This is a genomic window from Streptomyces sp. TSRI0281 (genome assembly GCF_001905125.1).
GTDB lineage: Bacteria > Actinomycetota > Actinomycetes > Streptomycetales > Streptomycetaceae > Streptomyces.
In genome coordinates, this window is sequence record NZ_LWLE01000001.1 from 200999 (window position 1) to 224109 (window position 23111).

At 71.8% G+C, this 23111-nt stretch carries 18 protein-coding genes; 5 read left to right on the forward strand and 13 right to left on the reverse strand.

Annotation, left to right across the window (positions count from 1 at the left end):
- Window positions 1–39 precede the first annotated feature (39 nt).
- Both A6A29_RS00900 and A6A29_RS00905 read left to right on the forward strand, forming a co-directional pair.
- On the forward strand, window positions 40–2913 hold the full coding sequence (locus A6A29_RS00900; RefSeq protein ID WP_073717972.1) for a lysylphosphatidylglycerol synthase transmembrane domain-containing protein: 2874 nt from the start codon (window positions 40–42) through the stop codon (window positions 2911–2913).
- 154 nt (window positions 2914–3067) lie between these two features.
- Window positions 3068–4666, forward strand: coding sequence for an alpha/beta hydrolase (locus tag A6A29_RS00905; protein ID WP_073717973.1), 1599 nt, complete (start codon window positions 3068–3070; stop codon window positions 4664–4666).
- Here A6A29_RS00905 and A6A29_RS46100 read toward each other — a convergent pair.
- On the reverse strand, window positions 4618–4830 hold the full coding sequence (locus A6A29_RS46100; RefSeq protein ID WP_206745365.1) for a hypothetical protein: 213 nt from the start codon (window positions 4828–4830) through the stop codon (window positions 4618–4620). The two genes, A6A29_RS00905 and A6A29_RS46100, sit on opposite strands and share 49 nt — an antisense overlap.
- Before the next feature lie 108 nt (window positions 4831–4938).
- Between A6A29_RS46100 and A6A29_RS00910 the strand changes: the two genes are divergently transcribed.
- Entirely contained in the window at window positions 4939–6531 is a 1593-nt protein-coding gene (locus tag A6A29_RS00910; protein ID WP_073717974.1) for an alpha/beta hydrolase, read from the forward strand.
- 141 nt (window positions 6532–6672) lie between these two features.
- On the opposite strand, the gene moeZ is transcribed toward A6A29_RS00910, so the two are convergent.
- The 12 genes from moeZ to A6A29_RS00965 form a co-directional block, all read right to left on the reverse strand.
- Complete coding sequence (gene moeZ, locus A6A29_RS00915; RefSeq protein WP_073717975.1) at window positions 6673–7851, reverse strand: adenylyltransferase/sulfurtransferase MoeZ; 1179 nt, start codon at window positions 7849–7851, stop codon at window positions 6673–6675.
- 85 nt (window positions 7852–7936) lie between these two features.
- The gene (locus A6A29_RS00920; protein WP_073717976.1) at window positions 7937–8761 is read right to left on the reverse strand and encodes a spherulation-specific family 4 protein; all 825 of its coding nucleotides are present in this window, start codon (window positions 8759–8761) and stop codon (window positions 7937–7939) included.
- Window positions 8749–9714, reverse strand: coding sequence for an NAD-dependent epimerase/dehydratase family protein (locus tag A6A29_RS00925; protein ID WP_073717977.1), 966 nt, complete (start codon window positions 9712–9714; stop codon window positions 8749–8751). Before A6A29_RS00925 ends, A6A29_RS00920 begins: the two co-directional genes overlap by 13 nt.
- 202 nt (window positions 9715–9916) lie before the next feature.
- Complete coding sequence (locus A6A29_RS00930) at window positions 9917–11344, reverse strand: hypothetical protein (protein ID WP_241838282.1); 1428 nt, start codon at window positions 11342–11344, stop codon at window positions 9917–9919.
- 34 nt (window positions 11345–11378) lie between these two features.
- Window positions 11379–13253 carry a DUF3492 domain-containing protein gene (locus A6A29_RS00935; protein ID WP_073717978.1) on the reverse strand — a complete coding sequence of 625 codons (1875 nt, stop codon included), beginning with the start codon at window positions 13251–13253 and terminating at the stop codon, window positions 11379–11381.
- Window positions 13254–13443: 190 nt separating this feature from the next.
- Entirely contained in the window at window positions 13444–15219 is a 1776-nt protein-coding gene (locus A6A29_RS00940) for a dipeptide ABC transporter ATP-binding protein (RefSeq protein ID WP_073717979.1), read from the reverse strand.
- A complete protein-coding gene (locus tag A6A29_RS00945) occupies window positions 15216–16205 on the reverse strand; it encodes an ABC transporter permease (protein WP_073717980.1) in 990 nt (329 codons plus the stop codon). The genes A6A29_RS00940 and A6A29_RS00945 overlap by 4 nt, the downstream gene beginning before the upstream one ends.
- Window positions 16202–17287 (reverse strand): ABC transporter permease, encoded by a 1086-nt coding sequence (locus A6A29_RS00950; RefSeq protein WP_073717981.1) that lies wholly within the window; start codon window positions 17285–17287, stop codon window positions 16202–16204. The genes A6A29_RS00945 and A6A29_RS00950 overlap by 4 nt, the downstream gene beginning before the upstream one ends.
- 2 nt (window positions 17288–17289) lie before the next feature.
- A complete protein-coding gene (locus A6A29_RS00955; RefSeq protein WP_073717982.1) occupies window positions 17290–19014 on the reverse strand; it encodes an ABC transporter substrate-binding protein in 1725 nt (574 codons plus the stop codon).
- Between the two features lie 250 nt (window positions 19015–19264).
- Window positions 19265–19360: an Ms4533A family Cys-rich leader peptide gene (locus A6A29_RS47725; protein WP_338012848.1), complete on the reverse strand. Its 96-nt coding sequence runs from the start codon at window positions 19358–19360 to the stop codon at window positions 19265–19267.
- Between the two features lie 77 nt (window positions 19361–19437).
- On the reverse strand, window positions 19438–21015 hold the full coding sequence (locus A6A29_RS00960) for a DUF3152 domain-containing protein (protein WP_079182522.1): 1578 nt from the start codon (window positions 21013–21015) through the stop codon (window positions 19438–19440).
- A complete protein-coding gene (locus A6A29_RS00965) occupies window positions 21000–21965 on the reverse strand; it encodes an alpha/beta fold hydrolase (protein ID WP_073717983.1) in 966 nt (321 codons plus the stop codon). Before A6A29_RS00965 ends, A6A29_RS00960 begins: the two co-directional genes overlap by 16 nt.
- Window positions 21966–22075: 110 nt before the next feature.
- Here A6A29_RS00965 and A6A29_RS00970 point away from each other — a divergent pair, with 110 nt between their 5' ends.
- A complete protein-coding gene (locus tag A6A29_RS00970) occupies window positions 22076–22291 on the forward strand; it encodes a hypothetical protein (RefSeq protein ID WP_073717984.1) in 216 nt (71 codons plus the stop codon).
- Between the two features lie 169 nt (window positions 22292–22460).
- Window positions 22461–23102, forward strand: coding sequence for a TetR/AcrR family transcriptional regulator (locus A6A29_RS00975; RefSeq protein ID WP_073717985.1), 642 nt, complete (start codon window positions 22461–22463; stop codon window positions 23100–23102).
- Window positions 23103–23111: the final 9 nt, after the last annotated feature.

The window sequence follows — 23111 nt, forward strand, 5'->3', positions numbered from 1 at the left end:
GACCATGAAGACGATTCAGAGGCGACGAAGGAGCAGGGCGTGCAGCCACCGAAAGGGGCGGACGCCCCCGATGCCGAACCGCGCCCGCACGCGTCGGACACCACCGGGAACGCCGCGGGGGACACCGCCGGTTCCGCATCGGAACAAGCGGCCCGACCTGCCGCACCGGCCGCCGCACCCGACGGACCGGACGCACCTCACGGACCTGGCGGACCGGCCGCACCCGGCGCACCGGACGGACCTGCGCGCGAGCGGGATCACCTCTCCGGCTCGACCCTCGCGACCGTCGAGAACGAGCTGACCGACCGGGTCTCCGGCGACGAGCCGCTCCTTCCCGCGCGGGTCCACCGCCCTTCCGACCTCCTGCGGCTCCTCATCGGCATCCTCGCGATCGTCGTCCTGTTCACCATCGCCGTCTTCGCCCAGAACACCACCACCGGCCTTGAGGACGACATCTCCAAGGGCACGGCGCAGGCTCCCGACCTGCTGATCAAGATCGCCGGACTGGTGTCCAGCATCGCCGTGCTGCTCGTCCCCGTCGCCTTCGCCATCGAGCGCCTGGTCAAACGGGACGGGCTGCGCATCGCGGACGGCGTGCTCGCCGCCGTGCTCGCCCACGGCGTCACGCTCGCCACCGACCTCTGGGTCTCCGGCTCGGCCCCCGCCACCATCCAGGACGCACTGACCCAGCCGCAGCCCGGAGCCGGGCTCACCGATCCCGTGCACGGCTACCTCGCCCCCGTCATCGCCTATATGACGGCGGTCGGCATGGCGAGACGGCCGCGCTGGCGGGTCGTGCTGTGGGTGGTCCTGCTCCTCGACGCGTTCGCGATGCTGGTCGGCGGCTACACCACCCCGTTCTCGATCATCCTCACCGTGCTGATCGGCTGGACCGTCGCGTACGGCACCCTGTACGCGGTCGGCTCGCCCAACGTCCGGCCGACCGGCCAGCACCTGATGGCAGGTCTGCGCCACGTCGGGTTCCACCCGGTCGCCGCGATGCGCGCCGAGGACGCCCCCGACAACGCCGACCAGAACGACCGCGGGCGGCGCTATCTGGTCACATTGGAGGACGGGCCCCCGCTCGATGTGACGGTCGTCGACCGTGAACAGCAGGCCCAGGGCTTCTTCTACCGGGTGTGGCGCAGGCTCACGCTGCGCGGCATCACCCAGCGCCGGTCCATCCAGTCGCTGCGCCAGGCCCTGGAACAGGAGGCGCTGCTCGCGTACGCGGCGATCGCCGCCGGGGCCAACGCGCCCAAGCTGATCGCCACGTCCGAGCTGGGGCCCGACGCGGTGATGCTCGTGTACGAGCACATCGGCGGCCGTTCCCTGGACGCGATGGAGGACGAGGAGATCACCGACGACCTGGTGCGCAGCGCCTGGCGTCAGGTGAAGGCGCTCCAGTCCCGGCGCATCGCGCACCGCAGGCTCACCGGTGACGCGATCCTGGTGGATCGTTCCGGCAAGGCGTTCGTCACGGATCTGCGGGGCGGGGAGATCGCGGCCGGGGATCTGGTCCTGCGGATGGATGTCGCCCAGCTCCTCACCACCCTCGGGCTGCGGGTGGGAGCCGAGCGGTCCGTCGCCGGGGCGCTCGCCGTGCTCGGGCCCGACGCCGTCGCCGACTCCCTGCCGCTGCTCCAGCCGATCGCGCTGAGCCGCTCCACCCGGGCGGCGCTGCGCAGGATCGCCCGCGAGCGTGCGCAGCGCGAGCGCGAGGCGGTGCTGGAGGCGTCCCAGGCGGCCAAGCATCTGCGTACGGACGGCTCCGGGACCACCGGGGCGGGCGAAGCGGCGGGCGGGTCAGGTGACCGCAAGGCGGGCCGGAAGTCCCTGCGCACCGAGAAGCAGGCCGAGAAGCGGGCCATCGACGATGCGCTGGACGAGGCCCGCGAGGAGGATCTGCTCACCCAGATCCGCCGCGAGGTGCTGCTGATCCGGCCGCAGGCACCGGTCGAGCCGGTCCGCCTCGAACGCATCAAGCCGCGCACCCTCCTCAGCTTCATCGCCGGTTCCATCGCCGCGTACTTCCTGATCTCCCAGATCACCCAGGCCGACTTCGGCACGGTCGTCGAGGAGGCGGAGTGGGGCTGGGTGGCGGCGGCGCTGGGCTTCTCGGCCCTGAGCTACGTCGCGGCGGCGATGAGCCTGCTGGGCTTCGTGCCGGAACGGGTGCCCTTCGGCAAGACCGTGCTGGCGCAGGTGGCCGGCTCGTTCGTGAAGATCGTCGCTCCGGCGGCGGTCGGCGGCGTGGCGCTGAACACCCGCTTCCTGCAGCGGTCCGGGGTGCGCCCCGGACTGGCCGTCGCGAGTGTCGGCGCCTCCCAGCTGTTCGGGCTCGGCTGCCACATCCTGCTGCTGGCGCTGTTCGGCTATCTGACCGGTACCGAGAGGACCCCGGACTCGCTCACCCCGTCCCGCACGGTCATCGCGGGGCTGCTCACGGTCGCGGTGCTGATGCTGGTGGTGACCGCGATTCCGTTCCTCCGGAAGTTCGTGGTCACGCGGGTGCGGTCGCTGTTCGCCGGAGTCGTCCCGCGCATGCTCGATGTCGTGCAGCGCCCGCAGAAGCTGCTCACCGGCATCGGCGGCATGCTGCTGCTGACCGGCCTGTTCGTCCTCTGCCTGGACGCGTCGATCCGGGCGTTCAGCGGCCCCGACGTCCCCCAGCTCAGCTACGCGAGCATCGCGGTGGTCTTCCTCGCCGGGAACGCGCTGGGGTCGGCGGCGCCCACCCCGGGCGGCGTGGGCGCGGTCGAGGGCGCGCTGACGCTGGGCCTGATCGCGGTCGGCCTGCCGAAGGAGGTCGCGGCGCCCGCGGTGGTGCTGTACCGCGTGATGACGCTGTGGCTGCCGGTGCTGCCCGGCTGGATCTGCTTCAGCCAGATGACCCGCAAGGGCGAGCTCTAGCCCCGCGCCGACCGGCGTACGGGAAAAAAGCGCACCCGCCGTACCAGGGCCGCACGGCAGCCCATCGCCACCCCGCCGCACCGGGCCGGGCCCCGCGCCACCCGCATGGACCGCGCCCCGCGCGCTCCCCCGTGCCCCGCCGCACGATGGGCTCATGAGGACTTCCCCCGCCCTGCGTGCCGCTGCCCTCGCTGCCACCGCCACCGTGCTGCTGCCCCTGGCCGCCTGCTCGGACAGCGACGACAGCGGTGGTGCGGACCGGTCCACGCCCTCCGAGGCATCGACCGCCTCACCGTCCTCGACGGCGCGGAAACTGTCGTCCCAGAAACTTGACTGGCAGCCCTGCCCGGCTCCGAACGAGGCCCAGGGCGGCGGCGCATCGCCCTCCCCGCTGCCCGGCGGCACCGTCTGGGAGTGCTCCTTCATGGACGCCCCGCTCGATTACGGGAAGCCGGACGGCAGGACGATCGAGCTGGCGCTGGTCCGGGGAAGGGCCAGGAACCAGGACCGGCGGATCGGCTCCCTCCTGTTCAATTTCGGTGGCCCCGGCGCCTCCGGCGTCGCCACGCTGCCCGCCTTCGGCACGGAGTACGAGAAGCTCCGTACCCGCTACGACCTGGTGAGCTTCGACCCGCGCGGGGTCGGCCGCAGCGAGGGCGTCGAGTGCGCGGACAACGCGTCGATGGACGCCCGCAACCAGGAGGACTCCACCCCCGACGACGCCGCCGAGGAGAAGGCGCTCGTCGCGGACCAGAAGTCGTACATCGCGGACTGCGAGAAGAACTCGGGTGCCGAACTGCCGTTCGTGGGAACGACGAACGCCGCCCGTGACCTGGATCTGATGCGGCAGGTACTCGGCGACGACAAGCTCTCCTACTTCGGCATCTCGTACGGCACCGAACTGGGCGGCGTCTACGCCCATCTGTTCCCCGAGCGCGTCGGCCGGGCGGTCCTGGACGCGGTGGTCGACCCCACCCAGAACGCGGGGCAGTCCTCCCTCGGCCAGGCCAAGGGCTTCCAGCTCGCCTTCGACAGCTTCACTGCCGACTGCGCGGGGCGCGACGACTGCAAGCTCCCCGGGTCCACCGGCAAGGAGGTCGAGCAGTGGATCGCCGATCTCCTCGACCAGTTGGAGAAGCAGCCGGTCGACGGCCTCGGCGACCGGCAGCTGACCCAGTCCCAGGCGACCACGGCCATCGCCTCCGCCCTCTACTCCCAGGAGAGCTGGACCCTGCTCGAACAGGGCCTCGACGAGGCGGACGGCGGCGACGGCGCGCTGCTCCTGGCCCTCGCCGACTCGTACAACGGCCGTTCCAAGGAAGGCCATTACGACAACTCCACGGCCGCCAACATCGCCATCAGCTGCGCGGACTCCAAGCAGCGGTTCACCCTGGAGCAGACGAGGGCCGCGCTCCCCGAGTACCGCAAGGCGTCACCGGTCTTCGGCGACTATCTGGGCTGGGGGCTGCTGAGCTGCACCGGCTGGCCGGTCGCGGGCGCCTGGGACACCCCGGACGTCAGCGCCCCGGGAGCGAACCCCGTCCTGGTCATCGGCAACACCGGTGACCCGGCGACCCCGTACAAGGGAGCACGGGCGATGGCCGAGGAGCTGGGCAATGGCGTCGGGATCGAGCTGACATACAAGGGCGAGGGACACGGCGCGTACAACAGCGGCGACGCCTGCGTACAGAAGGCGGTCGACGGCTACTTGCTGAACGGCAGGGTCCCGGCGGCCGGCACGGTCTGCGGCTGAATCCGGACCGGCGTACCGACGACGGCAGCGCGCATCACGGCAACCCCCGCCCGGATCACCGCAACGCCCGTGCGGACCACCGCAACGCCCGCCCGGATCACCGCGACCGCCGTGCGGACCACCGCAACGCCCGCCCGGATCACCGCGACCGCCGTGCGGATCACCGTATGAGCTTCGGCGGCCGGGGATCGCCGGACACCCCTTAGCATGGCCGCACATCTGTACGGCCCGGCGCGTCGCGCGACTTCGGGCATCGGGAGGGATTCCAGCACATGCGTGTACATGGACGGACCCGTCGGGCGGTGGCCCTGACCGGGGCGGCCCTGCTGGCTGCCGGAGCCCTCGCGGGCTGCAGCTCGGAGCCGGAGCCGACCGGGGCGGAACCGGCGGCCGGGCGGTCCGCCGCACCGAGCACCCCCACCCCCACCGCGTCCCCCGCGGACGACCCCAAGTCCCCCGTGCTGCCCGCGTCGCTCACCTCCCAGCGGCCGGACTGGAAGCGCTGCAAGGCCCCCGCGGGCGGAACCGCCCCCGGCTCCGGCTGGCGCTGCGCGACCGTCGACGTACCGCTGGACTACGCGAAGCCGTCCGGCGAGACGATCGAAATCGCGCTGATCCGCAAGCAGGCCCGGGACAGGGGCGGCCGGCTCGGCTCGATGCTCTTCAACTTCGGCGGGCCCGGCGGTTCGGGCGTCGACATACTGCCGCGCGCCGCCGGTTCGTACGGGAAGCTCAACTCCCGCTACGACCTGGTGAGTTTCGATCCGCGCGGGGTCGCGGCCAGCGCCGGGGTGAACTGCCGCACCGACGAGGAGCAGGAGCAGTCCTACCGGAGCATCGACATGACCCCGGACACGGCGGCGGAGGAGGAGGCGTTCGTCAAGGACGGCGCGGACTTCGGCGCGGGCTGCGAGCGCCGCTCGGGCGAGGTCCTGCCGCACGTGGGGACGACGAACGCCGCCCGTGACCTGGACCTGATCCGGCAGGTGCTCGGCGACAAGAAGCTCTCCTACTTCGGCATGTCCTACGGTACGGAGCTCGGCGGCACGTACGCGCACCTCTTCCCCACGAACGTGGGGCGCACCGTGCTGGACGCGGTCGTCGACCCGACGGCCGACGGGGTCGGACATGCCCGCAATCAGGCGACCGGCTTCCAACGGGCGCTGGAGAACTACCTGAAGGACCGGGACCAGGACCCGAAGGCGGGCACCCAGCGGATCGCGCGGCTGCTGGAGCGGATCGACAAGAACCCGCTGCCGACCAGCACCGGGCGCAAGCTCAGCGAGTCGCTGGCCATCACCGGCATCGTGACCCCGCTCTATTCCAAGAGCAGCTGGCCGACTCTGACCGAGGCGCTCGACGAGGCCGAGAACAGCGGGACGGGCAATGGGCTGCTCCAGCTGGCCGACTCCTACAACGGCCGGGACGAGAACGGGCACTACGACACCCAGAACCACTCGCAGCGGGCCATCTCGTGCGCCGACTCCAAGGCCCGCCCCACGGCGGACGAGGCCAGGGCGCTGCTGCCCGAGTTCAGGCAGCTGTCCCCGGTCTTCGGCCCGTTCCTCGCCTGGGACACCGCGGGCTGGTGCGCCCAGTGGCCGGTCGCAGGTGAGCACGACACCCCGGAGGCGAGCGCTCCCGGCGCCGGTCCGGTCCTGGTGATCGGCACGACCGGTGACCCGGCGACCCCGTACGAGGGCGCGCGGAAGATGGCCGACGAGCTGGGCAAGGGCGTCGGGATCATGGTCACCAACAAGGGCGAGGGCCACGGCGCGTACGGCGAGAGCGGGTGCGTGACCTCGATCGTCGACGGCTACTTCCTGGACGGGAAGGTTCCGGCGGACGGGAAGACCTGCTCGTAACGTTCCTGCCGTCCCGCTCGCGCCCCGTGCGCGAAGGGGCCGGTCCGCACCGCCCCGCCCGCACAACCCGAAGGGCACCGCCCGCACACGCGAAGGGGCCGGTCCGCATTCCGCGGACCGGCCCCTTGTTCGGTTCAGGCTCTAGTAGACCGGCTTCTCGGGCTCGATCTGGTGCACCCAGCCGATCACGCCGCCGCCCACGTGCACCGCGTCGGCGAAGCCCGCCGACTTGAGGACCGCGAGGACCTCGGCGCTGCGGACACCGGTCTTGCAGTGCAGGACGATGCGCTTGTCCTGCGGCAGGTCCGTGAGTGCGTTGCCCATCAGGAACTCGTTCTTCGGGATCAGCTTGGCGCCCGGGATCGAGACGATCTCGTACTCGTTCGGCTCGCGGACGTCGATGATCTCGATCTTCTCGTCGGCGTCGATCCACTCCTTGAGCTGCTGGGGAGTGATCGTGGAGCCGAGGGCCGCCTCCTGTGCCTCCTCGGACACGACGCCGCAGAAGGCCTCGTAGTCGATGAGCTCGGTGACGGTCGGGTTCTCGCCGCAGACCGCGCAGTCGGGGTCCTTGCGGACCTTGACCTGGCGGTACTGCATCTCCAGGGCGTCGTAGATCATCAGACGGCCGACCAGCGGGTCACCGATGCCGGCGAGCAGCTTGATGGCCTCGTTGACCTGGATAGAGCCGATGGACGCGCAGAGCACGCCCAGCACGCCGCCCTCGGCGCAGGAGGGGACCATGCCGGGGGGCGGGGGCTCCGGGTAGAGGCAGCGGTAGCAGGGGCCGTGCTCGGACCAGAACACGGATGCCTGGCCGTCGAAGCGGTAGATCGAGCCCCACACGTACGGCTTGTTCAGCAGGACCGCGGCGTCGTTGACGAGATAGCGGGTGGCGAAGTTGTCCGTGCCGTCCACGATCAGGTCGTACTGCGCGAAGATCTCCATCACGTTCTCGGCTTCGAGCCGCTCTTCGTGGAGGACGACGTTCACGTACGGGTTGATGCCCAGCACGGAGTCCTTGGCGGACTGCGCCTTGGAGCGGCCGATGTCGGCCTGGCTGTGGATGATCTGGCGCTGCAGGTTCGACTCGTCGACCTCGTCGAACTCCACGATGCCGAGCGTCCCGACGCCCGCCGCGGCCAGGTACATCAGGGCCGGAGAGCCGAGCCCGCCGGCGCCCACACAGAGCACCTTCGCGTTCTTCAGGCGCTTCTGTCCGTCCATCCCGACATCCGGGATGATCAGGTGACGGGAGTACCTGCGGACCTCGTCGACGGTGAGCTCAGCAGCTGGCTCGACCAGGGGTGGCAGCGACACAGGAACCTCAACAATGCAGGTGGTCGGATTCTACGTACTTCATCTACGTACGGTTGTTCTTGCCGTAACACTGCCACGCCCCCTCTCATTCCGAGATACCAGGTCCGATCCGCGAGACGATTTCGTCCCAGTAACTGGGCAGCGCCGCGAATGGATCGTTTTGTCCGTGATGGTCGTCCCGGTCGGTGAAGAAGATCGTCCCCGCTCCCTGCCAGCGGGCGATGCGCATGGCCTCTTCGAGATGGGTGCGCGGAACGCCGTGGACGAAGTGCGCGAAGCGCTCCGGCGGGTAGTCGGCCGTCCACTGGGCCACCTGTGACCAGCGGTAGTCGGTCCACGGGCCGCGGAAGGTGACCAGTTGGTCGGCGGTCTCGGCGTATCCCGGATACGGGTGGGTGCCGTGCCCCAGCACGAGGCGCCCGCCCTCGTCGCCGCTGTCGCTCCCCTCCAGCAGGGTGTGCAGGGTGCTGGTGAGCCGCCGGACCGCCGGGAGGTCGGCGCGCTCGGCCGGGCAGCGGCCGAGATAGAAGCCGCCGACCCGGTACCAGTCGAGGAAGGACCGCGCGTCGGCGATCAGCTCGCCGAAGGGGCGGTCACCGAAGGCCAGGTCCAGGTGGCCCAGCAGCCTGCCGCCCGCGGCCCGGACGGAGTCGTCCGGGGCCTCGCCGTGCAGGGCCCGCTCCCGGGCGTTGCGGAGCCGGCCCGCGGCCTCCAGACAGTGCGGGTCCGGCCGGGCGCCGGGCCCGTCGGCGATGTTGAGGACCGCCCAGTGCAGCGGGGTGCCCGGCCGCACCAGCTCGGCCCACTCGGTGGGCGCGAGCAGCGGATGGGCGTATCCGGGGACGCCGAAGCCGAGTTGTTCGCCGCCACAGGTCCGCCGCGCGGCACCGGTGGTGGTCAGATACGGCACGCCGCCTCCATCCAGATATCGGCGAGGGACTCCTCCAGATTGATCCGGGGCCGCCAGCCCAGCCGGTCCCGGGCGGTGCGGACGTCGGCCTGCTGCCAGCCACCGCAGCCGTCCGGGTACGGGGACGGGGTGGCCGAGAGGTGCTCGACGACGGATTCGGTGGAGGCGCGGGGGGCGCCGATCGGAATCCGGGCGGGGGGCGTGTCCAGCTCGTGGAGTGCGCCCGCGTACCCGGCGACCCTGGCGAGGACGGCGGCCGCGTCGCGCAGCCGTACGGCCCGGCCGGTGCCGATGTTGACGACGCCCTGGGCGGCGGAGAGCGAGGCGGCGTGCACGGCGCGCGCCACGTCCCGTACGTCGACGAAGTCACGCTGCACCCCGAGACCGCTGAGCTTGAGCTCGCCGTCGCCGGACTGCATGGCCCGGCGCATGGCCTCGGCGAGCCTGCCGAGCGGCGAGCCCGCCGGGGTGCCGGGGCCGACCGGTGAGAACACTCTGAGCACGACGGCGTCCAGGTCCGAGCCGAGGACGAGTTCGGTGGCGGCGAGCTTGCTGACCCCGTACGGGCCGCCGGGGCGCGGGATGGCGTCCTCGGCGGTCGAGGAGCCGGGCTGCGAGGGCCCGTACTCGGAGGCGCAGCCGACCTGGACGAGCCTGGCCCCGCAGCCGCTGCGGCGCAGGGCCTCGCAGACGGTGGCGACGGCGACGGTGTTGTGCCTGGTCAGGTCCCGGGCGCCGCCGCGGGTGGCGCCCGCGCAGTTGACGACGACTCCGGGGTGGACGGCGTCCAGGAAGCGGGTGAGCGCTCCGGGGCTGCCGCCCGCGAGGTCGAACCGTACGTCGGCGTCGTCGCCGCGGCCGAGTGCCGTGAGGTGCACGGCGGGATCGGCGAGCAGGCGGTCGGCGACGAAGCGGCCGAGGAATCCGTTGGCTCCGAGCAGCAGCACCCTCATCGTGCACCCCTTCGGTGCCGACGGCGGCTTGCCGGTGCGGGGGATTGGGGCGTCATGTCCGGTGTCTCCTTGGGGCAGTTACGTGCGAGGCGGGCCCACGGCGTCGGCTCCGCGGGGTGGGGCGGTGGTACGGGGTGGGGCGGATGGGCGGTGGTGCGGGGCGGGCAGCAGCGCGTCGGTGCGGTGGTGCCTCGATGAGGGGTCAGGCCCTGGCGTGGGCGGATGCCCGGGAGAGGGCGACGGCGGCGTGGATGAGCAGCCCGAGGGCGGCCGCTCCACAGGCGAGGGCGGGTACGGCTCCGGTGCCGCCCCAGGTGACGAGGGCGTTCACCGGCCGGGCGAGGAGGTCGAGGCCGGGCAGCCTCCCGGCGAGGATCAGGGCGGGGGCCGCCGCTTCGACGGCGCAGGCGGCGGCGAGCCCGGTGGTGGCGGCCTCCGGGAAGCCGTGCGCGCAGAGCAGTCGGGCCAGGAGGAACAGGACACCGAGGGCCGTGACGGCGACGGGCGTGCCGCCTCCTCCGTGTCCCAGGTCGGCGAGGAGCACCAACGGCACGAGCGCGCACAGGAAGAGCGCGACGGCACCGAGGAGCAGGGGGCGCACAGCGGCGCCGAACTCCTCCAGTGCGCGGCAGCCGGTGAGTTTGCGGTGGGCGTGTACGGAGAAGAGGTGCACGCACCACGCGGCGGGGGCCACGGCGAGCGCGAGCCCGAGCAGCGGGGCGGGCGTACCGGTCCAGGGCCCGTCGGGTCCGCCGCTGATGACCTGGGCCAGCAACTCCTCGCCGTACACCGCGTAGGCGAGGAGCCAGCAGCCGTACAGCGCGCTCCGGCCGGTGCCTTCGGGGGCGTGCAGCGGTCCGCGCCGTAGGCACGACCGCAGGGCCAGAAGCACAAGGAGTGCCCCGAGCGCGGTCACGGCGCATCGCGCTCCCCCACCGAGGACGCCTTCCGTGGCGCGCAGCACGCCCGCGGTCGCGAGGCAGGCGGCGCCCGGCAGCAGCGCGAGCAGCGTCCAGCCGGCCCGTGCCCCGGTGTCGGGCACCGGTCCGGGAGCCCGGCGGATTCCGGGCTCCCCCGCGCTGCCCGGAACCCGGGCGTACAGCTCCTCGGCGAGCGAGAAGACGTCCCGGTGGCGGTAGCGGGCGGCGGTGCGGTCGGTGAGTCCGTGGGCCTCAAGACCGGCGGCGATCTCCAGGGCGTCCACGGCGCGTTCGCAGAGTTCGCGATGGCTGTGCATGAGCGATTTCACGGGGTCGGCGGGGCCGCGGCGGGCGATGCGGGGCCCGGGGCCCTTGGACACGGCACCTGCGGACACGGGGCCTTCGAAAACGGGGCCTTCGGACACGGGATCCTCCGCCGCGCGGCCCTTCACCACCGGGCCCTCTACGGGGGCACCGCTCTGCCGGTCGGCGCTGGACGGGAGGCCCCACGGGGGCTCGGAGATCTCCGCGAACGCGATGACCGGGGTGGCCGAGGTCGCTGAAGTCGCCGAGGTGGCCGGGGTCGCTGAAGTCGCCGGGGTCGCCGAGACCAGCGCTTCGGAGCGTGGGTCCCGGGCGCCGCCGGCGCGCGGGGCGGCCGGGGTGTCATGGGCGCCGGAGACTTCGCGCCCTTCGGTCGGTCGGCGCATCGGGAATCCTCCCTGGTCGTGGCCCGTCAGGTGGTCACGCATCGCCGCCCCCGGTTCCCGCGCCGCCCGCGGAGCCTGCCGCGCCCGCGCACACGCCCGCGGGTTCGGCGGCCCGTCCGGGCAACCGGGCGGCGGGCCGCGTCCAGTGGCCGGACACCCGGGCCTCCGGCGGGGTGGCGAACGGACGGGGATCGCCGTCGGCGTCCACCGCGTCGGCCTCCCGGCACACCGGGGAGCGCGAGATCAGCTCCAGGTAAATGCCGCGAAATGCCGCAAGGTTCTGTTCGACGGTGAACAGTTCGAGCGCCCGCGCCCGCGCCGCCGCGCCCAGGCGTGCACGGCGTTCGGGGTCGCGCAGCAGCGTGACGCAGGCGTCGGCGAGCGCCCGCGGATTGCGCGGGGGCACGACGAGCCCCGTACCGCCGATCACCTCGACGACCGCCCCCACGTCCGTGGAGACGGTGGCCCGGCCGCAGAACATCGCCTCGACCAGACCGGTCGGGAAGCCCTCGACCACGCTGGAGAGCACGACGACACCGGCCGCCGCGTACGCCTCGGCGAGGTCGGGGACCTCGGGGCCGCCGATCTCCTCGAAGGAGACCGGGTTGCCGCCCTTGGTGTGGGCTCCGGTGGCCTCGTCGGGGAAGAGCCGGTCGGCCAGCGCCCGGCAGTGCGTGAGGTACGTGGTGTCCTCGGCCCCCCCGGCCGGGGCGGCGAGGATCCGCAGCCGGGCGGCCGGTTCGGCGCGGCGGACCTCGGTGAACGCGTGGAGCAGGGAGATCAGGTCCTTGGCGGGCTCGATCCGGCCGACCCGGACCAGTGTGTCCGGGCCGCCGCTGTCGTCGCCCTCCCCCACGCCCGTGAAGCGGTCCGCCGCCACGCCGGGGTGGACCGTGCGCAGCTTGGCGCGGTCGGCGCCGCTCCGCTCCTGCCAGCGGCGTACCTGGGTGTTGCCGGGGGTGATGAGCTCGGCCTGGCGGTAGACCTCGGCGGCCAGCAGTCCGTGGAAGTTCGCGAGCAGGGCGTGTACCGGCGCGCTGAACGGCGCGTCGGGCGCGGCCAGATAGTGCGCCCGCAGGGGCACACCGTGCTCCGTGACCAGCAGCGGCACCCCGAAGAAGCGTTTGGCCAGCAGCCCCGGCAGCGCGGCGGCGCCACCCGATGCCGCGTGGCAGAGGTCGACCGCCCCGAGGCTCTCCCTGCCGTACCAGTCGAGGGAGAGCGGGCGCAGGATGCGCTCCAGTTCGGCGGCGAAGGCGAGGTGGTCGGGCACGGTGGCGCTCTGGACGGTCCGGCCGGTGCCGCGGGCACGGCAGGCCGATTCCAGGATGCGCACGGTGGTCTCGGAGCGCAGGGCGGTGTGCAGACCGCCGCGCTCCGCGGCCAGCTCGGCCAGCCCGTAGAGGCCCTGGGCGAAGAGCACACCGGGCGTACCGGGCGTACCTGCCGCCGCCGCACCACCGCACTCACCGGAGCCGGACCCCGTCGCACGGCGCGCATCACACCCGGACCCCGCCTCGTGACACGTACCGGCACCGGGCCCCGTGTCCGTACCGGTGCCGCCCGTCGCGCAGACCGCGGTGGCGAGCGCCGTCATGTGCGCCCTGAAGCGCCGTCGTTCGCGCCTCCCGTACGAGCCCCGGCCCCCCGTCACGAGCCGGGCCAGGAGCCCGCGCCCGCCGCTGCCGCGCAGGGTGCCGTCCTCAGGGGTCCACAGCGGCGCGGTGCGCACCCGGCTCACGTGGTGCGGGAGCCGGACCCAGCCCTGGTCCTCCTGGTGGGCGGAGCGGCTCAGCGCGAAGAGGTCGAACTCGTGCTGGGGAAGACCGCGCACCAGTCGGCCGCACCAGAGCCCGGACTCACCGGCCGCATACGGGTAGCCACCGTCGGTGAGCAGTCCGATGCGCACGAGTACACCCCCGATCTCCCTTGTCAGCGGCCGCCGTTGGAACGGCGACTCGCAGCGGGACGACCGTAAGCGGATACGCCGGTGGCGCGACGGACGGTTGTCCGTCGCGCCACCGAAAGGGGTGAACCGTCGTAACTTTCCCACCCCGGCGGCGTTCCATCGCGGTATGGGGTCGTGGGGTTACGCAGGGTCAGGCAGCGGCCAGCTCCTTGCGGGCCGCGCGGCGCACCGCAGCGAGCCCCGGGTCGAGGGCGGGCACGGCTGCCAGCAGCTGCTTCGTGTACGGGTCCTGGGGCGACCCGTACACGTCGTCGGCATCGCCCTGCTCGACGACGACCCCGTTGCGCATCACCGCGACCCGGTCGCTGACCTGCCGGACGACGGCGAGGTCGTGCGCGATGAAGACCAGCCCGATGCCCAGCTCGCGCTGGAGTTCGGCGAGGAGACCGATGACCTGCGCCTGGGTGGTGACGTCCAGCGCGGAGACCGGCTCGTCGCAGACGATCAGCCTGGGTTCGGCGGCCAGCGCGCGGGCGATCCCGACGCGCTGACGCTGTCCGCCGCTGAACTCGTGCGGATAGCGTTCGTACCGGCCGGGGTCCAGGCCCACCCGTTCCAGCAGCTCGCCCACCCGGTCGCGGATACGGCTCTCGTCCCTCTCCCCCGCCGCCCGGAGCGGGTCGGCGACGGATTCTCCGATCGACCGGCGCGGGTTGAGCGAGGCGACGGGGTCCTGGAAGACCATCTGGAGCTCGCGCCGGACCGGCCGCAGCCCCCTCTCGGAGAGTGAGCCGATCTCCGTACCCCCGTAACGGAGCCGGCCCGACGTCGGATCGAGCAGCCGCACCAGCATCCGCCCGAGCGTCGTCTTGCCGCTGCCGCTCTCGCCGACGATGCCGAGCGTCCGGCCGGCGTGCACGCTGAGCGAGACCCCGTCCACGGCGGCGACCCGGCCGCGCCCGCGGCCGAACTCGCGCCGCAGATCCACCGCTTCGAGCAGCGGCGGCGCGTCGGCCCCGGCGGCGACGACAGAGGCACGCGGCGCGGCGACGGCAGAGGCGTGCGGCGCGGCAGAGCGGCGCGGCGCGGCGGAGGTGTCGTCGGGTCCCGGGGCGCGGGGCACCGCGACGGCCGGCGCGCGAGGCACCGGAACGGACACCGCGTCCGGCACCACCCGCTTCACGTCCACCCTCGGCACCGCGGAGAGCAGTTCCCTGGTGTACGCCTCGCGGGGCCGGCCCAGCACCTCGGCGACCGGTCCGCGTTCGACCTCGCGGCCCGCCCGCATGACGAGCACCTCATCCACGCTCTCCGCCGCCACCCCCACGTCATGGGTGACCAGCAGCAGCCCCATGCCGCTCTCGCGCCGCAGCCCGTGCAGCAGGTCCAGGATCTGGGCCTGCACCGTGACGTCCAGGGCGGTGGTCGGCTCGTCGGCGATCAGCAGCCGCGGTTCACAGGCCAGGGCCATCGCGATGAGCGCCCGCTGCCGCATGCCACCGGAGAACTCGTGCGGCCGGGAGCCGGCCCGGCGCGCCGCGTCCGGGATGCCGACCCGGTCCAGCACCTCGACGGCACGGGCGCGGGCGGCCCGCCGGGACACGGAGTTGTGCACCCGGTACACCTCGGCGATCTGGTCGCCGACCGTGTAGTACGGGTCGAGCGAGGACAGCGGGTCCTGGAAGACCATGGCGGCCTTCGCGCCGCGCAGCGCCCGCAGCGCGGCGTCGTCCGCGGCGCCCACGTCCGTACCTGCGACCCGGATCGAACCGGTGACCCGGGCGCCCGTACCGCGGTGCAGTCCGAGCAGGGCGTACGCGGACGCGCTCTTGCCGGAGCCGGATTCACCGACGACGCCGAGCGCGCCGCCCGCCTCCAGGGTGAACGAGAGCCCGTCCACGGCCCGGACGGAGCCGAAGTCGATGGTGAGGTCCTTGACCTCGACCAACGGGGAGGGAGTTGTCATGACAGGACCACCCGTCGGTCGGCCAGCGCGTACAGGACGTCCGCGACGGTATTGGCGAGCACCACGAAGAAACCGGTCACCAGCACCATGCCGACGACGACGGGCAGGTCGACGACCTTCACGGCGTGCACCAGTTCGCGGCCGATGCCGGGGATGCCGAAGAGTGATTCGGTCAGGACCGCGCCGCCGAACATCGAGCCGAAGTCCAGCGCGCTGAGCGCGATCACGGGCGCGACGGCACCGCGCAGGGCGTGCCGCCCGATGATGGCGCGCTCGCTGACTCCGTAGGCGCGAAAGGTGCGCACATGGTCCTCGGCGAGCGTCTCCAGCATGGAACTCCTGGTCAGCCGGGCGTATTTGGCGGACTCGATGAGGGCCAGCGACACCCAGGGCAGGAGCAGCCCCCAGGCCCACTGTTCGGGGTTCTCCGTGAACGGTACGTACGTCGGGGACGGCAGCCACTGGAGTGTGGAGCAGAAGACGATGATGAGCAGCAGCCCGATGACGAAGACGGGCGTGGCGGTTCCGGCCAGGGTCAGCCAGGTCAGCACCCGCTCGGTGATCCGGCCCCGCCGCCAGGCGGACAGCACTCCCGTGCCGACGCCGAGCAGGACCCAGCCCACGAAGGCGCCGATCACGAGCGAGGCGGTGACCGGCAGCTTGGCCAGGATCAGCTGGGTGACCTGCTGATCGCTCTGGTACGAGACCCCGAGGCAGGGTGCGGAGCAGTGCTCGACCCCGGTACCGGTGGAGAAGTCGCGTCCGGCGACGATGCCCTGGAGGAAGTGCCAGTACTGCACGTACACCGGGTCGTCCAGCCGTAGCTGCTGGGTGACCTGGGCGACCTGGGCGGGTGAGCAGCGCGGGCCGCAGGCGATCTGGGCGACGTCGCCGGGGGCGACGTAGAAGATCGCGTACAGGATCACGGTCAGCGCGAGCAGGACGAAGACGGCGCCCCCGAGCCGTCGCAGCAGAAACCCGGTCATGCCCGGTCCTCCTCGGACTTCTTGGCCGCCTTGACCGCACCGGACTTCTTGGCTTCCTTGTCCGCACCGGAGCTCTTGGCTTCCTTGTCCGCACCGGAGCTCTTGGCTTCCTTGCTTCCGGTGCCGATCCGCAGCCGGGACGCGGCGCGCGGGTCGAGTGCCGTGCGGATGCCCTCGCCGAGGACGGTCAGCGCGAGCACGGTGACGAAGAGCAGTCCGGCGGGGAGCAGCAGATAGGTGGGGGCCGCCTGGTACCAGGTGTCGGCCTCGGTGAGCATCTGTCCCCAGGACGGGGTGGGCGGTTTGATGCCGACGCCGAGGAAGGACAGGGCCGCCTCGACGACGATGTTGGTGGGAAACATCAGCGCGGCGTAGGTGATGACGGGTGCGGCGAGCGCGGGCAGGAGTTCGCGCCGGGCGATGCTCCACTTGCCGCGGCCACTGAGCCGGGCCGCCGAGACGAAGTCGAGGGATTTCAGGGTGAGGGCCTGGGCCCGCACGATCTTCGACGTACCGGCCCAGTTGATCCCGCCGATGACCAGGGCGATCAGCACGGGCCGGGGGAAGGTGTCCGGGACGATCGCCAGGAGCGCCAGGGCGATGACCATGATCGGCAGGGCGACGTTGATGTCGGTGATGCGGCTGAGGACCTGGTCGACCCAGCGGCTGCCGAGGGCGGCGGCGAGACCGATGGCCAGCCCGATCGCGATCTGGAGGACCGTGGCGACGACGGCGACGCCGAGCGAGACCCGGGCACCGTGGACGATACGGGCGAACAGGTCGCGGCCGGTCTGCGGTTCGACACCGAGCCAGTGATCCGCGCTGATGCCGCCGAACGAGCCGATGGGCACACCGCCGGCCGCCGAGTCGACGAGGTCGGGGTGGTAGGTGTTGGGGTCCTGGCCCGCCAGTGCGCTGAGCAGCGGCGCGGCGAGTGCGACCAGGACGAGCAGGAGGACCACGACCGCCGCGGCGGTGGCCGCGCGCTGGGCGCGCAGCCGCCGCCGGAACAGCCGGGCCCCCGAGGCGGGGGCGGCGGTGTTCGCCGCTCCCGCCTCCTGGACCAGAAGTGCTTCCGACATGGTTACTTGACCGAGACCTGGGAGATGTCGAGTACACCGGTCCAGTCGCTGATGACGACGTTCTTGATGTCCTGGCCGACGAGCCGCTTGTAGACCGGGTGGAAGAGCGGCACGGTCAGTGCCTGCTCACCGATCTTCTTGTCGAGCGCGCCCCAGCGGGTGGCGGCGGCGCTCAGATCGGTGAGCTTGTTGATCTCGTCGATCTCCTTGTTGACCGCCGGGTCGTTCAGGAAGCCGGAGTTGAAGTTGGCGCCGTCCTTGACGATCTGCCGGCCGTCGAAGATCGGGGCGAGGAACGGGCCGCCGGAGGGCCAGTCGGCACCCCAGTGGGCGAGGAAGAAGCCGGGCTCCTTGGTGGCGCTCTGGGTGGTGTCGGAGTAGTCGTTGCTCTCCAGGCCCTGGAGCTTGACCGTGATCCCGGCCTTCTTGAGCGCGGCCTGGAGGGCGGTGGCGATCTCCGGGCTGGTCTCGAAGTCCTTGTCGTTGGAGTGGGTCAGGGTGACGGTCAGGCCCTTGGCGTGACCGGCCTCCTTCAGCAGCTTCCTGGCCTCCTCGGCGTTGCCCGTCTTCCCGGCCGGGAAGAGGTCGTAGGGCGTGTAGCCGAAGGACTTCTGGTTCGGCAGATAGGTGGTGGCGGCCTCGGCGAGCGAGGAGCCGCCGGCCGCGTTGATCACGGAGGAGCGGTCCACGGCGTACGAGATCGCCTGGCGCACCTTCGGGTCGTCGAACGGCTTCACCTTCGGGTTGAAGGCGATGTAGTTGGTGTAGCCGAAGTGGCCGGTGCCGACGCGGGTGGCGAGCTTCTTGTCGCCGGTGACCTTGGCGAGTTCGGCCGGGCCGAGGTTGGTGTCGGTGGTGACGGCCGCGGCGTCGGCGCCCTGGGAGGCGGAGAGCCGCTGGTTGATGACGGCGGAGTCGAGCCCGGAGCGTACGTCGATCCGGTCCGGGTACGCCTTGCGCTCCTCGTCGGTGGTGGCCGACCAGTGCGGGTTGCGCTCCAGGACGAGCCGCTCGCCGTCGTTCTCGTTGATGACGACCTTGTACGGCCCGGAGGAGACGGGGTGCTCCTCGTACTTGGTGCCGGTGTCCTTGGCCCGGGGCACCGGGGTCGTCTGGGTCTGCGTGGCGAGGTAGGGGAATTCGCCCTCGGGCTTGTTGAGGTGGAAGACGATCGTCTTCGCGTCGGGCACCTCGATGGAGGCGAGGCCCTTCTTGTCCTTGTACGGGCCCTGGTAGTCGGCCCCGCCGATGAGCCAGTCGCGCAGGTACGGAGCGCCGCCGGAGAGTTCGGCGGCGAAGGAGCGCTCGATGCCGTACTTGATGTCCGCGGAGGTGATCGCGGTGCCGTCCTCGTACTTCAGGCCGTCCTTGAGGGTGTACGTCCAGACGGTGGCGTCCTTGCTGGGCGTGCCCAGGTCGGTGGCCAGGTCGGGGACGACCTTCGCGCCCGCCGCGCCGTCCTCGCGGTTGCGGGTGGTGAGCGTACGGAAGACGAGCGAGGGGACGTTGCCGCCGCCGGAGGTGTAGAGCCGCGCGGGGTCGAAGTCCTCCTGCGGGTTGCTGTTGAGGACGGTGAGGGTGCCGCCCTTCTGCGGCTTGCCCTCGGCGCCGGAGCTGGCGTCGCTGCCCTTGCTGTCCTCGGGCCCGCAGGCCGCGGCACCTGCGGCCAGTACGAGACCCACGGCTGCCGCTGCCACGCGGCGCGATATGACGGACGGTTGACGCATCGGAAGATGACCTCTCGGAGTGCTGCAAACAGGAGGAATGCAGGGAAAGCAGAAGAAAAAGACCCGTGCAGGCGACAGCGGAAGGAGGCATCGGAGCACCGAAGTGGCGATAAACACCGAAAAGCCGCGCCTACGGACGGAATACGCCGGGCGCGGCAGTCATGGGTGACCCACGGAGCCCCCGAAAAGGGCTCACTGAGCCCTGAACGGGCTCATGGAGAAGGAGGGCCGACGCGCGCTCGGGCGGGCGTCAGCAACAGAGAACGTCGGCTACGCAATGTCCGGCCACGCCGATGAGCGCCAGCTCGATGGCGGCGCGCTCAGGGGTGACCGGGATGCGTGACATGCCGAGAAATATGGACGACCGCCTCGGCGATGTCAACGCGGAATGAGACGGTCATCTCGGAATGTGGACTACGGCGATCAACTACCGGGATGGACCCACGGGTTGGCCTTGCACTTGATCCCCTTGAGGTTCAGCGACTTCGTCTGCTGCTGCATCACCGGAGCCAGTGCGCCGGGTGTGTCACAGCTCGCGTGGTCGTGCCCGAGACGATGGCCGACCTCGTGGTTGATCAGCATCTGGCGGTAGATCAACAACTTGTCCGGGCCGTAGGTGGACGAGCCCTGCGCCCAGCGATAGGCATTGATCATGACCCGGTCGGTCGCGGCGGAATCGCAGGAGACATTGTCGATGGTCGTATCCAGACCGGATTTCCGGCACCAGTCACCGGTGGTTCCCGGACTGGCCAGCGTAATCACGAAATCCGGTTCACCCGAGGAAATACGCTCGAATGTCATCGCCCCGCCGTGCGCCCAACTCCGGTCGTCATTCAGCGTTTTCTGTACGGCCTCGGCGAAAAGACCGGCATCGAGAGCGAGGCCCTTTTCGACATCGATGCGATAGCGGTACTTCTGCCCCTTGCCCGGCGCCTTCGCCAGACCCGGAACGGCGTCGAATTTCCCGCTCGCCTTCAGTTCCGGATCGAGCGGATAGGGCTTGGCCATTTTGTCCGCGTACGAAAGGGGCTTGACCTCGGGCGCCTTCGCGGGGGAGGGACGGGCATCGGAGCGCGAGGTGTCGGAACTGCCGTCCCGTTCCACGCCCGCGGGCCGCGGCGCGCCGTCCCGGTCCTCGGCGTCCTGCGCCACCTGTCCGGCCACGATCACCGCGAGCACGGTGGTCACCGCGGCGGCGGCGATACCGGTGAACGTCCGGCCCCTGCCGCCCCTGCCGCCGCCCCTGCCGTCCTCGGCACCCGGCCCGCCCCCGTCACCGGCCGGGCCCGCGGGGCCGTCGTCCCCGTCGGCGACCGGGGCCTGCGGGCCGGCGGGAAACACGGACGACGGAGGCGTCGTCACCGGCGCCGCGACGGACCGCACCGCGGCGAACTGCGCTGTGGTGGACGGTGAAGCGTCGGACGGTGAAGCGGCGGACTGCGGTGCGGCGTCGAAGGCGTCGACGAACTCTCTGCGCGGGCCCGGTATCAACGGACCTCCGCCGGGTGCGGGCCGCGCCGCCACGCGCCCGTCGGCGGCGCGCTGCGCCGCCTGCTGTGCCGAGACCTGACGCGCCACGGCTTCCTGGCGGGGCGAGGCCCCGGGAGCCGGGGCGTACCCGCCCTGCTGTCCGGCCTGCCCCGGAACGACCGGCCCGCCCGGTGCCGTTGACGGTCCGGGCACCCCCGGACGACCCGGCGACCGCCCATCCCCGTACCCCTGCGGCCCGCTCCCCCAGCCGCCACCCGGTTCGCGCTGTTCGGGATGGCCGCCGCGGACCTGCGGGGCGTCATGGAACGGAGTGTTCCGCTCGCCGGACGAGGTGTTCGCCTCGCCGCCCGGCGGTCCGGGGGCGGCCCTGCGGCGTCGCCCGTTGCCCGGCGCGGACCGGGGTGCTCCGCGCTCACCGCCCGGCTCCGGCGCGGCCGGGGCCTGAGGGCTTTTGGCCTCGGGGCCCTTTCGACTGTGTCGTCCCACGCCCCGGATCAGCTCCCGCCACATTCGTCGAGCAGATCCCGGAACGCCTGGGCGACCGCCTCCGGGTACTCCATCATCGCCACGTGCCCCGCGTCGGGCAGTGACAGCAGTCGCGAATCGCGGAAGGCCGCGGACGCTCTGCGCGCCATCCGGTACGAGACCAGCCGGTCCCGTCCGCCGTACACCAGTTGGGTCGGTGCGAGCACCCGCTCGGCCTGGCGCCACAGCCCGTGCTGTCCGCCCAGCGTGTAGGCATCGACGATGCCACGGGCGGAGCGCGTCATGGCGTCCCAGAAGTACGGCAGTTCCAGTCGTCTCTCCATTTCGGCCACCGCATGGCGGAAGCCTTCTTCGGAGATACGCGCCGGATCGCCGTAACAGAGTGCCATGACCCCGCGCGTGCGCTGCTCCGCCGTCCACTCCTTCGTGAGCCGGGAGAACAGGGATGCGACTCCGGGGACCGCCAGCAGCCCGGTCGGAACGGCGGGCCGCTGCACCCGGATCTCGGGCAGCGCGGGCGAGACGAGGGTGAGGGTGCGCACCAGGTCGGGGCGGACGGCGGCGACCCGGGTGGCGACCGCGCCGCCCAGGGAGTTGCCGAACAGATGGACGGGCCCGCGCTCCCCCGCGTCCAGCAGCCGGATCACCGCGCGCGCGTGCCCGGTGACCGAGTAATTGCCGTCGTCCGGCGGCGGCGAGTCCCCGAATCCGGGCAGATCGACGGCCTCGCCGTCGACCACGTCCGCCAGCAGCGGCATCATCGCCGACCAGTTCTGGGAGGAACCGCCCAGCCCGTGCACATAGAGCGCGGGGGGCAGCCCGGTCCGGTCCCCCGGCCGGGCGCGGACGGTCAGGCTGAGTCCCGGCAGCGAGACGGAGCGCAACCGCTCACCCTCCGCGACTCTGACGGCACTGACCGTGGGGGCCATCGCGGCGGCGGCGGCACGGGTACCCGGCAGCTCGGTCGAAGACATGCGGCAATGTTACGAGACGATCACATGCCGATTCATGTGTTCGCCGTCACAGGCCGCATCGCGGCGCGGAAGGGTTGCTCCTACGCTTCAAGGGAAGGAAGGGAGCCACCATGACGGTCGACCCGAGCGACCCGGAGACCTTCGAGGACGTCGAGCCGGACGAGCTGGACCCGGAGACCCCCGAAGCCGACGCCGCCGAACAAAAGCTCGACCTCCAGCAGCGGACCGACGAACCGCTGACGGACATCGACCGGGACACCGCCAATGAGGCGGACGCCGCGGAACAGAGCCGGGTTGTCGCACAGGATGAAGACGATTACCGGTAATACGCCCCGCTTTGTTCCCTGACTCGTTGAATCTGTGGCTACCGCAGTCGTCCGGTCCGTGAAATTCTGCGTCCGCGCCGCGCGCACCCGGGTTACTCAAAAGTACGATGGCTGTACGGCGCAGCGTGTAAACGAACGGCTGTGCTTGATCACAATTTTGGGAGGCGGCGTGACAGCCATCGAGCAGACAGAGGCAGCGCGCCCGCGGGGCACTCGCCTGCCCCGCCGCGCCCGACGCAATCAGCTGCTGGGGGCCGCGCAGGAGGTCTTTGTCGCGCAGGGCTACCACTCCGCGGCCATGGATGACATCGCCGAGCGCGCCGGGGTCAGCAAGCCGGTGCTCTACCAGCACTTCCCGGGGAAGCTGGAGCTCTATCTGGCCCTGCTCGACCAGCACTGCGAGGCGCTCCTGGCGGCCGTGCGCACGGCGCTGGCCTCCACGACGGACAACAAGCTGCGCGTCGAGGCCACGATGGACGCCTACTTCGCGTACGTCGAGGACGAGGGCGGCGCCTTCCGGCTGGTCTTCGAGTCCGACCTGACCAACGAGCCCGCGGTACGCGAACGGGTCGACCGGGTCTCGCTCCAGTGCGCGGAGGCCATCTCCGACGTCATCGCCGGTGACACGGGGCTGTCCAAGGACGAGTCCATGCTGCTCGCCGTCGGTCTGGGCGGGGTGTCCCAGGTGGTGGCCCGATACTGGCTCTCCAGCGGCTCCAGCATTCCGCGCGACACCGCGGTCCAGCTCCTGACCTCGCTGGCCTGGCGGGGCATCGCGGGGTTCCCGCTGCACGGCATCGACCAGCACTGACCGACGGGC

What these genes read in the sequence shown, in the direction of transcription:
- A6A29_RS00905 (WP_073717973.1), top strand. Translation starts at nt 3,068, where the DNA reads ATGAGGACTTCCCCCGCCCTGCGTGCCGCTGCCCTCGCTGCCACCGCC.
- A6A29_RS00910 (WP_073717974.1), top strand. Translation starts at nt 4,939, where the DNA reads ATGCGTGTACATGGACGGACCCGTCGGGCGGTGGCCCTGACCGGGGCG.
- A6A29_RS00925 (WP_073717977.1), bottom strand. Translation starts at nt 9,714, where the DNA reads ATGAGGGTGCTGCTGCTCGGAGCCAACGGATTCCTCGGCCGCTTCGTC.
- A6A29_RS00930 (WP_241838282.1), bottom strand. Translation starts at nt 11,344, where the DNA reads ATGCGCCGACCGACCGAAGGGCGCGAAGTCTCCGGCGCCCATGACACC.
- A6A29_RS00940 (WP_073717979.1), bottom strand. Translation starts at nt 15,219, where the DNA reads ATGACAACTCCCTCCCCGTTGGTCGAGGTCAAGGACCTCACCATCGAC.
- A6A29_RS00945 (WP_073717980.1), bottom strand. Translation starts at nt 16,205, where the DNA reads ATGACCGGGTTTCTGCTGCGACGGCTCGGGGGCGCCGTCTTCGTCCTG.
- A6A29_RS00950 (WP_073717981.1), bottom strand. Translation starts at nt 17,287, where the DNA reads ATGTCGGAAGCACTTCTGGTCCAGGAGGCGGGAGCGGCGAACACCGCC.
- A6A29_RS00955 (WP_073717982.1), bottom strand. Translation starts at nt 19,014, where the DNA reads ATGCGTCAACCGTCCGTCATATCGCGCCGCGTGGCAGCGGCAGCCGTG.
- A6A29_RS47725 (WP_338012848.1), bottom strand. Translation starts at nt 19,360, where the DNA reads ATGTCACGCATCCCGGTCACCCCTGAGCGCGCCGCCATCGAGCTGGCG.
- A6A29_RS00960 (WP_079182522.1), bottom strand. Translation starts at nt 21,015, where the DNA reads ATGTGGCGGGAGCTGATCCGGGGCGTGGGACGACACAGTCGAAAGGGC.
- A6A29_RS00965 (WP_073717983.1), bottom strand. Translation starts at nt 21,965, where the DNA reads ATGTCTTCGACCGAGCTGCCGGGTACCCGTGCCGCCGCCGCCGCGATG.
- A6A29_RS00970 (WP_073717984.1), top strand. Translation starts at nt 22,076, where the DNA reads ATGACGGTCGACCCGAGCGACCCGGAGACCTTCGAGGACGTCGAGCCG.